Annotated in this window: 12 protein-coding genes and 1 pseudogene; 7 read left to right on the forward strand and 6 right to left on the reverse strand. The window is 67.5% G+C overall.

Features of this window, described 5'->3' with window-relative positions; translation table 11 throughout:
• The 4 genes from ACYP33_RS22310 to ACYP33_RS22325 form a co-directional block, all read left to right on the forward strand.
• On the forward strand, window positions 1-759 hold a 759-nt coding region (locus tag ACYP33_RS22310; RefSeq protein WP_459623962.1), incomplete at its 5' end, for a phosphotransferase enzyme family protein.
• A gap of 1 nt (window position 760) precedes the next feature.
• A complete protein-coding gene (locus ACYP33_RS22315) occupies window positions 761-1630 on the forward strand; it encodes a radical SAM protein (RefSeq protein WP_459623963.1) in 870 nt (289 codons plus the stop codon).
• Window positions 1627-2754 (forward strand): asparagine synthase-related protein, encoded by a 1128-nt coding sequence (locus tag ACYP33_RS22320; RefSeq protein WP_459623964.1) that lies wholly within the window; start codon window positions 1627-1629, stop codon window positions 2752-2754. Before ACYP33_RS22315 ends, ACYP33_RS22320 begins: the two co-directional genes overlap by 4 nt.
• 7 nt (window positions 2755-2761) lie before the next feature.
• Window positions 2762-3988 carry a glycosyltransferase gene (locus tag ACYP33_RS22325; protein WP_459623965.1) on the forward strand — a complete coding sequence of 409 codons (1227 nt, stop codon included), beginning with the start codon at window positions 2762-2764 and terminating at the stop codon, window positions 3986-3988.
• Here ACYP33_RS22325 and ACYP33_RS22330 read toward each other — a convergent pair.
• Window positions 3945-4634, reverse strand: coding sequence for a cephalosporin hydroxylase family protein (locus ACYP33_RS22330; RefSeq protein WP_414448317.1), 690 nt, complete (start codon window positions 4632-4634; stop codon window positions 3945-3947). The two genes, ACYP33_RS22325 and ACYP33_RS22330, sit on opposite strands and share 44 nt — an antisense overlap.
• 25 nt (window positions 4635-4659) lie before the next feature.
• Between ACYP33_RS22330 and ACYP33_RS22335 the strand changes: the two genes are divergently transcribed.
• Window positions 4660-5601 carry a phosphotransferase enzyme family protein gene (locus ACYP33_RS22335; protein WP_459623966.1) on the forward strand — a complete coding sequence of 314 codons (942 nt, stop codon included), beginning with the start codon at window positions 4660-4662 and terminating at the stop codon, window positions 5599-5601.
• An 18-nt stretch (window positions 5602-5619) separates the two neighbouring features.
• On the opposite strand, the gene ACYP33_RS22340 is transcribed toward ACYP33_RS22335, so the two are convergent.
• The gene (locus tag ACYP33_RS22340; protein WP_459623967.1) at window positions 5620-6192 is read right to left on the reverse strand and encodes a polysaccharide deacetylase family protein; all 573 of its coding nucleotides are present in this window, start codon (window positions 6190-6192) and stop codon (window positions 5620-5622) included.
• Between the two features lie 82 nt (window positions 6193-6274).
• The gene (locus tag ACYP33_RS22345; protein WP_459623968.1) at window positions 6275-6739 is read right to left on the reverse strand and encodes a hypothetical protein; all 465 of its coding nucleotides are present in this window, start codon (window positions 6737-6739) and stop codon (window positions 6275-6277) included.
• A gap of 379 nt (window positions 6740-7118) precedes the next feature.
• On the opposite strand from ACYP33_RS22345, the gene ACYP33_RS22350 reads away from it, so the two are divergent.
• Together ACYP33_RS22350 and ACYP33_RS22355 are read left to right on the forward strand one after the other, a co-directional pair.
• Window positions 7119-8708: a S53 family peptidase gene (locus ACYP33_RS22350; protein WP_459623969.1), complete on the forward strand. Its 1590-nt coding sequence runs from the start codon at window positions 7119-7121 to the stop codon at window positions 8706-8708.
• Between the two features lie 155 nt (window positions 8709-8863).
• On the forward strand, window positions 8864-10540 hold the full coding sequence (locus ACYP33_RS22355) for a S10 family peptidase (RefSeq protein ID WP_459623970.1): 1677 nt from the start codon (window positions 8864-8866) through the stop codon (window positions 10538-10540).
• Between the two features lie 115 nt (window positions 10541-10655).
• Here the strand turns inward: ACYP33_RS22355 and ACYP33_RS22360 are convergent, their stop codons facing one another.
• The 3 genes and pseudogenes from ACYP33_RS22360 to ACYP33_RS22370 form a co-directional block, all read right to left on the reverse strand.
• Window positions 10656-11828: a porin gene (locus tag ACYP33_RS22360; RefSeq protein ID WP_414441090.1), complete on the reverse strand. Its 1173-nt coding sequence runs from the start codon at window positions 11826-11828 to the stop codon at window positions 10656-10658.
• Window positions 11829-12092: 264 nt separating this feature from the next.
• Complete coding sequence (locus tag ACYP33_RS22365; RefSeq protein ID WP_459623971.1) at window positions 12093-12725, reverse strand: LysE family translocator; 633 nt, start codon at window positions 12723-12725, stop codon at window positions 12093-12095.
• Between the two features lie 40 nt (window positions 12726-12765).
• Window positions 12766-13025, reverse strand: a pseudogene (locus tag ACYP33_RS22370) (ammonia-dependent NAD(+) synthetase); the annotation flags it as partial.

Genomic DNA, 13025 nt, shown 5'->3' on the forward strand with positions numbered 1-13025 from the left:
ACGTCGAGCGGCGCGCCGCTCTGGTCGGACGGCGGCACGCACGCGATGCTGACGCATTGGCAAGACGGCCGGTTTCGTACCTACGACACGTTCACGCCGGCCGAATGGACGGCGCTCGGCGCAAGCCTGGCGGCGCTGCACGGGCAACTCGACGGGCTGCGGCTACCGGCGGCGGACACGATCCGCACGCGGCTCGAAGCGATCGACGCCGAGGCGGTGCGCCGCAGCCTGCACAATGCCTGCGACCAGGCCCGCCATCGTGCCGATGCCGAACCGCTGTACCGCTACGCCGACCTCGCGCGCCGCCTGCTCGACCGCTACCATCCGGGCAGCCTCGCGGCGTTTCCCGCCGACGATCCGCAGCACCCGATCCACAACGACTACAACCAGTTCAACTATCTGTTCACGCCCGCGCTGCCGCCCGTGATCCTCGACTGGGAGGCGGCGATCGGCGCGCCGCGCGAATACGAACTGGTTCGGTGTCTGAATCATTTGCCGCTGGAAGCGCCGGCGCTGGCCGAGGCGTTCGTGCTGGCCTATTTGCGCGTGCGGCCGGTGGCGGCCGAGCGCTTCGCGTGGGCCGTCGACGCCGCGTGCCTGCAACATGCGATCAAGCTCTGGGTGGTGCAGGGCTGGCTCGACGAGCCGGCGCGCTTCGCCGCGCATCTGGCCGGCGCCGTGACGATGGCCGGCGCGATGGTGGATGCGCGCGGCGCGCTCGTCGATTTCTTTTCCCGTTGTGCGCAAGCAGGGCGCTGATATGACTACCGATCCGAACCCGGCCGCCCCGGCGGGGGAGCGCAAGCATGTGTTTCCGCCGCCGATGGAGCGCCATTACCGCGTCGAGGGCGGCCGCGTGCAGACGCGCTCGCTCGAAGCGCATATCGTCGATCACTGCAACCTGACCTGCGCGCAATGCTGTTCGCTGTCGCCGCTGCTGCCCGAGTGGCATGTCAGCCCGGCGTCGGTCGAGCAGGACCTGCGGATCGCCGGCAAGGTGCTGAACCCGCGCGTGTTCAAGCTGGTCGGCGGCGAGCCGCTGCTGCATCCGGAGATCGTCGAGATCGTCGGGCGCGTGCGCGACACCGGCATCGCGCCGCTCATCTCCGTCACCACCAACGGCCTGAAGCTCGGCGAGATGAGCGACGCGTTCTGGCAGGCGGTGGATGCGCTGACGATCTCGCGCTACCCGAAGCCTGCGTTGCCCGCCGCGCTGGTCGAGCATGTCGAGGCGCAGGCCGCGCGTTTCGCGGTGCGCCTGAACTGGAAGGTGCAGGACGTGTTCACGACCATGGACCGCGCGCAGCCGTCCACCGATCGCGACGAGGCGCAGCGCGTGTATCGCGATTGCTGGATTCGCGAGCGCTGCCATATGATTCGCGACGGCATGTTCTACACCTGCACGCGGCCCGCGCATTTTCATACGCTCTATCGGGGTACCAAGGATTTCCAGGCCGACGGCCTGCCGCTGCGCGACGGCCCCGGCATGCTCGACGCGCTGCTGGCCTACCTGCAGCGCGAAGCGCCGCTCGAAGCCTGCCTGCATTGCCAGGGCGGCAGCGCGCCGGTCGCGCCGCATCGCATCCTGAAACGCATCGAAGTGGACACCTTGAAGGCTCGCTACCCATGATCGTCGGCACGCGTGACGCATTCGGCTTCCAGCGCCTGCATTACCACCCGCGCAGCGGCGCGTCGGCCGGCACGATCCGCGCCACGTTGCAGGCTGCCGCGCATGCCGGGCAACCCGCAGCCGGGCAACCCGCAGCCGGGCAACCCGCAGCCGGGCAACCCGCAGCCGGCCAACCCACAGCCGGCGCGCCCGACGCGGCGGCCATCGCCGGTTACCTGAGCGGCGCGCGCCTGGCCGGCCGCACCGTGTTGCGCGACGTGCTGGCCGTGCCGCCGGGCCATGCGCTGTTGCGCACGCCACAGGGGCTGGCGGTGCAGCCCGCGAGCGAGCCGGCCCGGCCCGCGAACCTCGACGCGGTGCTGCGCGCCTCGCTGCAACGCGCGCTCGACAGCGGCAAGCGCGTCGCGCTGGCGCTGAGCGGCGGGCTCGATTCGGCGCTGCTGCTGGCCTTGCTGCGCGAGTTGGGCGCGCACCGGCAGGTGAGGTCCTACATCCTCGCCACCGACATGCCCGATTACTGCGAACTCGATGCCGCGCTCGAACTGGCCGCGCAGATGCAGGCCGACGTGAAGATCGTGCGCGTGAGCGAGGCCGATTTCGTGGCCGCGTTGCCGCGCACCACGCAGGCGGTGGAGGAGCCGATGTTCAACCTGCATCCGGTCGCCAAGCTGCTGCTGGCCGAGGCGATGGCAGGCGACGGCATCGAGCTGGCGATCACCGGCGACGGCGCCGATCAGGTGCTGCGGCGCGATCGTTCGGCGAACTATCTACCGCTGTGCCACGCGCTGTTCGATGCGGCGGGCGTGGCGTTGGCGCCGCCGTTCGTCGACGACGCGGTGGTCGCGCACCTGACCAGCTTCGAGCCGGACCCCGACAAGCAGTGCCTGCGCGAACTGGGCGGCCGCTTGGCGCTGCCGGCGCGCCTGGTGAAAGGCCCGAAGCGCGGCCGTCTCGCGCCGGTAATGGACCTGTCGGCTTGGCTCGACCTCACCCGCACGCAAGCGCTGGCCGCCTCGCTCGGCCTGCCCGCGCCCGCGCTGGCTGCCGATACCGAGCGCGTGCTGTGGACCACGCTCACGCTGATCCTCGATCATCTCGATGCCTTGTCGCATCGTTCGACCTGAACCGCTCATGACACGCATCCTGTTCTGCGTGGTGCCCGAGAAGGGGCACCTCAATCCTTGCATCGGCCCCGCGCAGCACTTGCGCGACGCGGGCTTCGAGGTGGCGTTCTACGCGCCCGTCGATATCGGCGCGCAACTGGCGGGCGCGGGCGGCTTCGCGTTTCTCGGGCCGCGCGAGATTCCCGAGCGTCACGACCTGTCGCGCGGCGCGAGCTTCGCCGAGCAGATCCGCGACGCCGGCTGGCTGCGCCACTGGATTCGCACGCTGCTGATCGATCTCGCGCCCGAACAGGTGGACGGCATTCGCGCCGTGCTGCGCGACTGGCGGCCCGAGGTGGTGGTGATCGATCCGCTGCTGTACGCGGCGGCGATCGCGGCGGAACTCGAAGGGCTGCCGTGGGTGGCGATGTCGAATTCGCTGAACCCGGTGCTGCCCGACGATCTGGATTCCGAATTGTTGCGCACCGTGCGCTGGCTTGCGCCCGAACGAGAGGCCCTGTTCGCGCGTTACGGGCTGACCGCGCGCTTTCGCGGCTGCGACATCCTCTCGCCGCACCTGACGCTGGCCTTCACGACCGAGGCGCTGGTGGGCGCGCCGCCGCCCGGAGTGGAACTGGTCGGCCCGGCGATGCCGTCCGGCCCGCGCGGCGACGAGACGGCGTTCCCGTGGGAGCGGCTCGATCCGGCGCGCCCGCTCGTCTACATGTCGCTCGGCAGCCAGCTCTATTACCACCCCGATCTGTTCGACAAGGTCGTCGAGGCGGTGCGCGCGACGCCGGCGCAACTGGTGCTGTCGATCGGAGAACTGATCGATTCCGACTGGCGGCCGGGGCAGAAGCTTGGCGCGCCGGCGGGCGAGGTCGACGTCATCGCCGTGCGCTACGCGCCGCAACTGGCGCTGCTGCGGCGCACGCACGTGTTCATCAGCCACGGCGGCGCGAATTCGGTGATGGAGGCGCTGGCCAGCGGCGTGCCGATGCTGCTCTCGCCGTTCTGCAACGACCAGTTCCATTCGGCGCATTTCGTCGAGCAGGCCGGCGCGGGTTGCCGGATCGATCTGGAACGCGCCAGCGTAGAGGAATTGCGCGCGGCGATCGAACGACTGCTGCAACCGGGCGGCGTGCGCGAGCGCGTGGCGCGGATTCGCGAGAGCTACGCGCGCGACGGCTCGGCCGAGGCCGCGCGCCGGATCAGCGCACTCGCCGCAGGAAACCGCCGGGCGACAGCGTCATGATCACGCGGTCCTCGATGTCGAGATCGGCCTCGAAGCGCGGGTCGGCATCGAGGAAGGCGCGCGCGGCCGTGGCGGGATTGTTGCCGCGGCCATAGGGCTTGCCGTCGAACATCGTGGCGGGCAGGTATTCCATGATGGTGTCCATCACGATGACGTAGCTGCCCGGCGTGACGAGCGGCGCATAGCGTTCAAGTTCGCGCAGTACGTGTGCGTGCGTATGCGTGAGATCGAGGATCACCATCACGCGAGCGCCGTCGGGAACGTGTGCGCGCACGGCGGCCAGCGTGTCGTCCGCGCACGAATCGCCTTCGATCAGCGTCATGCGATGGGCGAGCCGGTTGGCCTGCAATTGCGCGCGCACGTCGTCGCGCAGGCGCGGCTCGATGGCGATCACGCGGCCGTCGCCGCCCGTCAGTTCGAGCATCGACGCCGAGAACACCACGCCGCCGCCGGCCGCGATGCCGGTCTGCACGATGCGGTCGGGGCGCTCGCGCCACACCAGCTCCTGGATCGCGAGCATGTCGCCGGGCAGATGGAAGAAGCGCTCGCCGAGCCAGCGCGTCTGGAACAGATGATTGAATTCGGCGGCGCGCGTCAGCCACGCGATATTGAGGTCCCGCATGCGGGCCGAGATACGGTCGGACATGGTCAATGCAATGCTCAGGAGTGACGTGGAAACGCTCGAACCCTTGCTTCAACGGTATTGGCATACCGGGCCGGTGCGCCTGGCGGCGTTGCCGTCGGGCCATACTAACAAAACGTTTCGGCTGGAATGCGAGGCGGGCGGGCGAGTGCTGCGCGTGTCGTGGGCCGGCAAGCCGCTCGATCAGGTGCGGCGCGAGGCGGCGATGCTCGATCATGTGCGCGCCGTGCCCGGCCTGCCGGCGCTGCCGGTGTTGATCCCGACCGTCGATGGACAGCCCGGCGCGCATTTGCCCGATGGCCGCTGGCTCCATCTGTTCGAGGCGATCGACGGCGTGCCGGGCCTGCCCGCCGACGCATTGGCCGGCACGCTCGACGCGATGCGCACGCTGGCGCGCCTGCATGCGGCGATGGCCACGCTGCCGGCGCCCGGCGCCACGCCGCTCGGCTGGCTGGCCGCGCGCCATGCGCGCGTGGCGGCGCGCGCGAAGCCGCGCCTGCCGGGTGAACTCGATAGCGAGTACAACGAATTGATCCGGAGCATCGGTGCGCATCTCGCGACCGCAACGGGCTGGTTGACCGGCCCGGCGCACTGGCTGCACGGCGACTATCACGCCGGCAACCTGCTCTATGCGGGGAATGCCGTGAGCGGCGTGCTCGATTTCGACGACGTGGGGCAGGGTGCGCACTGGCTCGAAGCGGCGTTCGCGTTGTTCGCGCTGTCGCGCGATGCGCAACGCGACGATTGCTTCGTGTTCGATGCGCCGACTTGGGCTGCCGGGTTGCAGTCCTACGCGGCGGCGCGGGCTGATGCCGCGCCGGGCTGGATCGATGCGCGGCGCGAGGCGCTGACGTTGTTGTTCTGCGCGGACCAGACGCTGATCCATCTCGAAGCGGCGCAGCGCGGCTTGTGGATGCCCGGCGCAGGGATGGGGTTTCTCGGCGGCTGGCGGCAGTTGATGGCGGATTAGGCCGACATCAGGCTGACATCAGGCCGACATCAGAAACAAGCGCACAGCCTCGACCGTATTGGGGCGCGGCTCGCCATGCCGCGAGCCGTCGTGCAGGCAGAACAGCGCGTCCTGCCCCAGCGCGGCGCGCGCGGCCAGATGCGCGTGCATCGCGTCGCACAGCGCCTGCGGCGCGGGGGGCGGCCGCTGCCAGTCGTCGAGGATCGCGGTCCAGCCCGTGTGTTCGCGTTGCAGGCGGGCGAGCACGCCGGCGCGGCAATCTTCGGGCTGCCAACCATAAGGCAAACGAAACGGAACGACATCGGGCGCGGGCACGCGGGCCAGCCGATGGGCTTCGCGGATCAGCGCATCGGTGGCCTCGATCTCGCCGCTCAGGGCAGCATCGCTCAATTCGCCCGCGCGCGCATGCGTGTAGGTGTGATTGCCGAGCCGGTGGCCTTCGCGCACGATGCGCGCGGCCACGTCGAGCGCGCCTTCGAGATGCCGGCCGAGCACGAAGAAACTGGCCCGGCATGCGGCGGCGCGCAGCACGTCGAGCAGCGGCGGCGTCGACGGGCCGGGGCCGTCGTCGAAACTCAGGTGGAAGGACATGGCGGTTGGGGAAGGCGGGGAGTAGCGCGCTGGCACGCGGCAAGTGGCGGGAACCGGAACGATAACGCAGCCGGCCGGGCCGTTACTCGCATTGCGGCGCGAGCAGGCTCTTTTCCTTGCCGATCAAGGTCCAGCCGCTGTCGACCTGGCTGCGCGGGTTGGTTTCATGCAGCCACCAGGTGCCGCATTCGGTGCAGCGATAACGCGCAATGCGGACAGGCGCCTTGAACATCGGGCGCAACTTTTTCAATGGACCATCGCGCAATAGTGCGGAATGGGCGTCTCCATATGGGCCGGCTTGGTTCAACTGTTCGCACGCAGTGCAGCGCATGACATTCAGATATCCGTCACATAACTGACACATTTTATGACGGCCTTCGACGAAAGATGAAAGTAAATTTTCACGAAATTTTAACGTATTACGAAAATCGGAACTATCGTTGAAAACGTTTCTATAAATGCGCCAATTGGTCGCAGGCGAGGCCGATTCGGTCGCATCCGATCGGTTGATGCAGCGTGCACGATACGTAATTCTTTCAATCTCCATTCATTTCTGGTGTGCGGAAATTTCCAAAAAAAAACGCAAAATCGCAAGCGAAAAAGCTGGAAAAATTTAATGGCCCGATGTGTGCAACGAATCGATTTTCCGAATCGAGCGCCGCATGCGAATGGCCGTTGCAATAACGCCTGGCGGCCAATTTGAATGGCAACGGTTTGTTGCATTTGTTGCTTCCGGCAAGGGCTTAAAGCGCGAATGCGCGCGTACGAAAATGCCGCCGCTGATTTACACTCGACTGGCCGTTCTTATTCTGATCGATCAATCCGGCGTCACTGAGAGGACGCCGGCAACCTGCCGGAACCGCAGGCGGCAGGTCAGGTCGGATTTTCCGTAGACCGTGCAACACGGAACCTTGGAGGGTCACAACATGGCAAGGCATCTTCATGCCGGCAACGAGCCGAAAGTCGTCACCGAATCAAAATGCGTCGGCGCGTGCGATCCCGCGGAGCGGATTCACGTCACGATCATGCTGCGGCGCGAGGGGCAGGCGGCGCTCGATACGCTCGTCGACAAGCTCGCGAGCGGCGATGCGGCGGCCAAACCGGTGTCGCGCGACGATTTCGCCAAGCGCTTCGCGGCCCGCGCCGACGATATCGAGCACACCGAAGCCTTCGCGAAACAACATCAACTGACGGTCGAGCGCGTCGATCCGGTGCAGAGCGTGGTGGAACTGGCCGGCACCATCGCGCAGTTCGAGAACGCGTTCAGCGTCAAGCTTCAGCAGTACGAACATCATGCGGTCGGCACGTTCCGCGCGCGCACCGGCGATATCGCGCTGCCGAACGAGCTGCACGACGCCGTCACGGCCGTGCTCGGCCTCGATACGCGCCCGCAGGCGCATCCGCATTTCCGCTTCCGGCCGCCATTCAAGCCGGCGCGCACCGGCGCCAGCACCTCGTACACGCCGCTGCAACTGGCCTCGATCTACAACTTCCCCGAAGGCGACGGTGCGGGCCAATGCATCGCGCTGATCGAACTGGGCGGTGGCTATCGCGCGGCCGACATCACGCCGTATTTCGACCAACTGGGCGTGGCGCATCCCAAGCTGGTCGATGTGAACGTGGCCGGCGCCCGCAATGCGCCCACCGGCGACCCGAACGGCCCGGACGGCGAGGTGGCGCTCGATATCGAGGTGGCCGGCGCGATCGCGCCGGGTGCGACGATCGCCGTCTATTTCTCGCCGAACAGCGATTCGGGCTTCATCCAGGCGGTGAATCAGGCGATCCACGATACGAAGAACCAGCCGTCGGTGGTGTCGATCAGTTGGGGTGGCCCGGAAGCGTCGTGGACGCAGCAATCGATGCAGGCGTTCAACAACGTGCTGAAGGCGGCGGCCTCGCTCGGCGTGACGGTGTGCGCGGCGTCGGGCGACAGCGGCTCGGGCGACGGCCTGCAGGACGGCCAGAACCATGTCGATTTTCCGGCCGCCAGCCCCTACGTGCTGGCCTGCGGCGGCACCACGCTCGATGCGCAGGCCGGGCAGGGCATCCGCCGCGAGGTGGTGTGGAACGACGAGGCGGCCAGCGGCGGCGCGGGCGGCGGCGGCATCAGCGCCGTGTTCGATGCGCCGCCCTGGCAGAAAGGCCTCTCGGCGAAGCAGACGGGCGGCGGCAGCACGCCGCTCACCAAGCGCGGCGTGCCCGACGTGGCCGGCGACGCGTCGCCCACCACCGGCTACGAGGTGCTGATCGCCGGCACCACGGCCGTGCTCGGCGGCACCAGCGCCGTCGCGCCGCTGTGGGCCGCGCTGATCGCGCGCATCAACGCGGCGGCCGGCAGCCCGGCCGGCTGGGTCAATCCGAAGCTCTACGCGCAGGCGTCGGCGCTGCATGACATCACGCAGGGCAACAACGGCGCGTTCTCGGCCGCGGCGGGCTGGGATGCCTGCACGGGGCTCGGCAGCCCCGACGGCGTCAAGGTCGCGGCGGCGCTGGGCGGTGCGGGCAGCCAGAAGTAGTTTGTGCTGCGAAGCAAAGCGATGCGCGCGGGCCGGCTGGCATCGGAGACGCCGGCCGGCCGCGCCGTGGTGGCCACCATGGTGCGGCGGCATGCGCGCCTCGGCAGTCGGCGGTTCATTCAAGCACGTTCGATAAAACCAGAAGGAGCGGCACGATGAGCAAGCAATCAGGAACTTCGTCCAGCGGCGGCACATTCCCGCTGCAGCATGGCGGCCACAACTCGCACGGCGTGCCGCCGAGCGTCGATCCGGTAGCGCTGGCGCGCGGCCGCGACGAGCCGTTCTTCGATCCGGTGGCCTACGGCAACGGCCCGGACGATTCGGTGACCGACATCGGTGAAGGCGCGGCGGTCACCCATCACACGCTCACGCTCGATGGCAAGCGGATCGCCTATACGGCCACGGCCGGGCATCTCGTCACGGTCGATCCGAGCAGCTCGCAGCCGAACGCGAAGCTGTTCTACGTGGCGTTCACGCAAGACAGCCAGAAGGAGGAAACGCGCCCCGTCACGTTCTTCTACAACGGCGGGCCGGGCTCGTCGTCGGTGTTCGTGCTGCTCGGCTCGTTCGCGCCGCGCCGCATCCGCACCGCGATGCCGAGCTTCACGCCGCCCGCGCCGTATCAGATGGAAGACAATCCCGACAGCCTGCTCGACAGAAGCGACCTGGTGTTCGTGAACCCGGTGGGCACCGGCTATTCGGCCGCCGTGGCGCCGTACAAGAACCGCAATTTCTGGGGTGTCGACGAGGATGCCGATTCGCTGAAGCAGTTCATCAAGCGCTACCTGACCAAGAACAACCGCTGGAATTCGCCGAAATACCTGTACGGCGAGTCGTATGGCACGGCGCGCACCTGCGTGCTGGCCTACAAGCTGCACGAGGATGGCGTGGACCTGAACGGCATCACGCTGCAATCGTCGATTCTCGACTACCAGCAGGCCGGCAACCCGGTGGGCGCCTTGCCTACCGCCTCGGCCGACGCCTGGTATCACAAGCAGCTCGGCGTCTCGCCCACGCCCACCGATCTCGGCAAGTTCACGGAAGAGGTGGCGCAGTTCGCGCGCACCGATTACCTCGACGCGCTGCGCAAGTTCCCGCAGACAGACGCGGCCGTGGTGCAGAAACTGGCCGACTACACCGGCATCGATACCGCCACGCTGCTGTCGTGGAGCCTCGACGTGGCCAGCTACGACGCACGCGGAAATTCGGTATTCCTCACGACCTTGCTGCGCGCGCGCGGGCTCTCGCTCGGCTCGTACGACGGGCGCGTGACTGCGATCTCGTCGGGTATCGCGGGCAACATCGATCCGAACTCGGGCGGCAACGATCCCACCATGACCGCCGTGACCGGCGTGTACACGGCGATGTGGAACGCCTACCTGAACGAGCAACTGAAATACACGTCGAATTCGGCGTTCACCGACCTCAACGATCAGGCGTTCGCGAACTGGGATTTCAAGCACAAGGACCCGACCGGCGCGGAGGTGGGCGTGGACGCGAAGGGCAACGTGGTGCTCTACACGGCCGGCGACCTGGCCGCCGTGATGGCGCTGAACACCGACCTGAAGGTGCTGTCGGCGAACGGCTTCTACGATTTCGTCACGCCGTTCTACCAGACGGTGCTCGATTTGCAGCAGATGCCGCTGGAGAACGCCGACGTGCGCAAGAACCTGTCGGCGCGCTTCTATCCGTCGGGGCACATGGTGTATCTCGACGGCGGCTCGCGCACGGCGCTCAAGCGCGATCTGTCGGCCATGTACGACCACACGGTGGCCGATTCCGGCGCGGTGATGCGGATTCGCGCGTTGCAGGCGAAGAAGCGCGGCGGCTGATTCGGCATCGCGCTGCTTGAAGCGGTAAACGACAAAGCCCGGCCGGGGTTCGGCCGGGCTTTGTCGCATTCGCGCGCCCGACGGTTCGCCGGGGCGCGATGCTGCGTGGTGCTGCTTAGAAGCGGTGCATCATGCCCAGGCGCACGACGGTCTGGTTGATGCCCGACGACGAGCCGGCCGACGCGTCGATGATCTGCGCGTTGTCGAACGAGGTGCCGGTGTGCGCGCTGACGGCGTGCTGATAGGCCGCCTGGACGTACAGCGAGGTGCGCTTGCTGAGGTCGTAGTCGAGCATCATCGCGAGCTGGTGGTACTTCGGCGTGTAGCTGCCGGCTTGCGAGTGCAGGTGCGCCATCGTGAACGTGTACGAGGTGCCGAGCCAGAACGCCGACGTGAAGTAGTACTGCGAATTCAGTTCGATGTTGTCGAACTTCCACGCGTTCCAGGCCGCGCCGTTCGACGGCGTGCTGTTGGCCAGCCAGACGTTGCTGGTCGGCGAGTAGACGTCCACGTGCGAGTAGGCCGCCGCCACCTGAACCTTGGTGAAGCGGTACGACACGGCCGCGCCCATCGTCTGTTGCGACGCGCCGTTGAACAGGTCGCCCGAGGTGATCGCGCCGCTGGTGGTCGACCCCTGGTTGTTCATGCGCAGGTACGAGGCCGCCGCCGTCAGGCCGCCGTTCTGGTAGTTGACCGTCGCGCCCCACAGGCGGTTGTTCGAGAAGCCCGTGCTGTTGCTGAAGCCGTACATCGCCTCGAACGTCAGGCCGTTCCAGGTCGGGCTGACGTACTTGACGGAGTTGTTGACGCGGAAATCCCAATCCTCGTTGTTGTTGTCGAACGGCACGGTGCCGATGTCGCCGCCCCAGTTGCCGGCCGCCGTCAGCGCGGTGTAGCTGAGCGGGTCGACCGTGATGTCGTACTGGCGGCCCAGCGTGACCGTACCGTAGTGATCCGACGACAGGCCGACGTAAGCCTGGCGGCCGAATTCGCTGCTGTCCTGGCCGAGCTTGCCGTTGTTGATGTTGAAGCCGTTCTCGAGCACGAACACCGCATGGTTGCCGCCGCCCAGATCCTCGTTGCCCTTCAGGCCCCAGCGGCTGCCGGCGGTGTCGCCGCTCGACAACTGGTAGGCCGAGTGGCCGCCGGCGTTGCTCGTGTAGTTCAGGCCTTCGTCGATCAGGCCGTACAGCGTGACGCTCGATTGTGCGTGCGCGGCGACCGCGAACAGCGAGGTCACGGCTGCGGCGATGCCGAGGAGCGTGCGTTGGATCGGTGTGGTCTTCATGTTTTATCCCTTCCTGAGAGGTGGTCGTATCCGGGCTGCCTGTGCGACGGATGACGGAGTGTAGGTAGCGGGAAAAACCTGTCGGGGCGGAACGCTGAAACTCAGAGTTCCGCTCGATGCAAGAGCCGGTCAGTCGCCTGACGGTGAAGGGATTTCATGAAACCGACGCAGGGTGGCCGGGTTATTTCGTTGTATTTAGGTTTCGGTGTGCTTGACGTCGGGTTTTTCTTCGCCCTGCCGGTGCATGGCGCACCGGCAGGTGGTTCAGCGTACGAGCTGGCGCACGCCGAGCGCGACGATCACGCCGCCGCAGATGCGATCCGCCCAGGCCTTGCCGCGCCGGTACGCCGCGGCCACGCCCGGATGCGAGAGCACGATCGCCACGAAGCCGTACCACGACGAGGCCACCACCAGCACCACCGACAGCATTGCGCCGAAGGTGGGCCAGGTGACGTGGGTGGGCGTGGCCGAGGCGAACACGGCCGCGAAGAACGCGATCGATTTCGGGTTCGCGATATTGGTCGCGACGCCCTGCACGAACGCGCGGCGATGATCGACCGGGCCGGCCTGCGCCTGGGCGGCCCCGGCATCGATGCCCGGCGCGGCCTTCGCGTTCAGCACGAGCCGCGTGCCGAACCAGATCAGGTAGCCCGCGCCCGCGAACTTCACGGCCAGCGCGATCCACGGGAACGCCGTGAACACGATGCCGACGCCGAGAATCGCGCAGCTCGCCCAGAACAGGTTGACCGACACGATGCCGCCCACCATCGCGAGCGCGGCGGCGCGCGTCGACGACGCGGCCTTGTGTGCCACGGCCACGAAGTTCGGGCCGGGGATCACCACGCCCACCACATAGACGGACAACACCGCCAGTACCGCGTGCCAATCGATCAGCATGCCGAAGCGCCTTGTCGGGAAACGGTAAGCGACCGCACGCTCAACGCGCCGCGCCCGGCCAGTCGAGCAGGGTGTACGGCAGCGCGCGCTTGTGGCGCGAGGCGTCGTAGAAGCGCAGCACCGTTTCGTACACGTGGTCGTCCACCGGCTTGCCTTCGAGGAAATCGTCGATCTGCTCGTAGGTCACGCCGTAGGCGGTTTCGTCGGGCAGCAGCGGGCGCAGCGCTTCCAGGTCGGCGGTGGGCACCTTCATGACGAGGGCGTCCGCGCCGCCGAGGTGGCGCGCCACCTCGCGCACGC

This window comes from Burkholderia sp. 3C, from assembly GCF_054589155.1.

What these genes read in the sequence shown, in the direction of transcription:
- ACYP33_RS22315 (WP_459623963.1), top strand. Translation starts at nt 761, where the DNA reads ATGACTACCGATCCGAACCCGGCCGCCCCGGCGGGGGAGCGCAAGCAT.
- ACYP33_RS22320 (WP_459623964.1), top strand. Translation starts at nt 1,627, where the DNA reads ATGATCGTCGGCACGCGTGACGCATTCGGCTTCCAGCGCCTGCATTAC.
- ACYP33_RS22325 (WP_459623965.1), top strand. Translation starts at nt 2,762, where the DNA reads ATGACACGCATCCTGTTCTGCGTGGTGCCCGAGAAGGGGCACCTCAAT.
- ACYP33_RS22330 (WP_414448317.1), bottom strand. Translation starts at nt 4,634, where the DNA reads ATGTCCGACCGTATCTCGGCCCGCATGCGGGACCTCAATATCGCGTGG.
- ACYP33_RS22340 (WP_459623967.1), bottom strand. Translation starts at nt 6,192, where the DNA reads ATGTCCTTCCACCTGAGTTTCGACGACGGCCCCGGCCCGTCGACGCCG.
- ACYP33_RS22345 (WP_459623968.1), bottom strand. Translation starts at nt 6,739, where the DNA reads ATGGAGATTGAAAGAATTACGTATCGTGCACGCTGCATCAACCGATCG.
- ACYP33_RS22350 (WP_459623969.1), top strand. Translation starts at nt 7,119, where the DNA reads ATGGCAAGGCATCTTCATGCCGGCAACGAGCCGAAAGTCGTCACCGAA.
- ACYP33_RS22355 (WP_459623970.1), top strand. Translation starts at nt 8,864, where the DNA reads ATGAGCAAGCAATCAGGAACTTCGTCCAGCGGCGGCACATTCCCGCTG.
- ACYP33_RS22360 (WP_414441090.1), bottom strand. Translation starts at nt 11,828, where the DNA reads ATGAAGACCACACCGATCCAACGCACGCTCCTCGGCATCGCCGCAGCC.
- ACYP33_RS22365 (WP_459623971.1), bottom strand. Translation starts at nt 12,725, where the DNA reads ATGCTGATCGATTGGCACGCGGTACTGGCGGTGTTGTCCGTCTATGTG.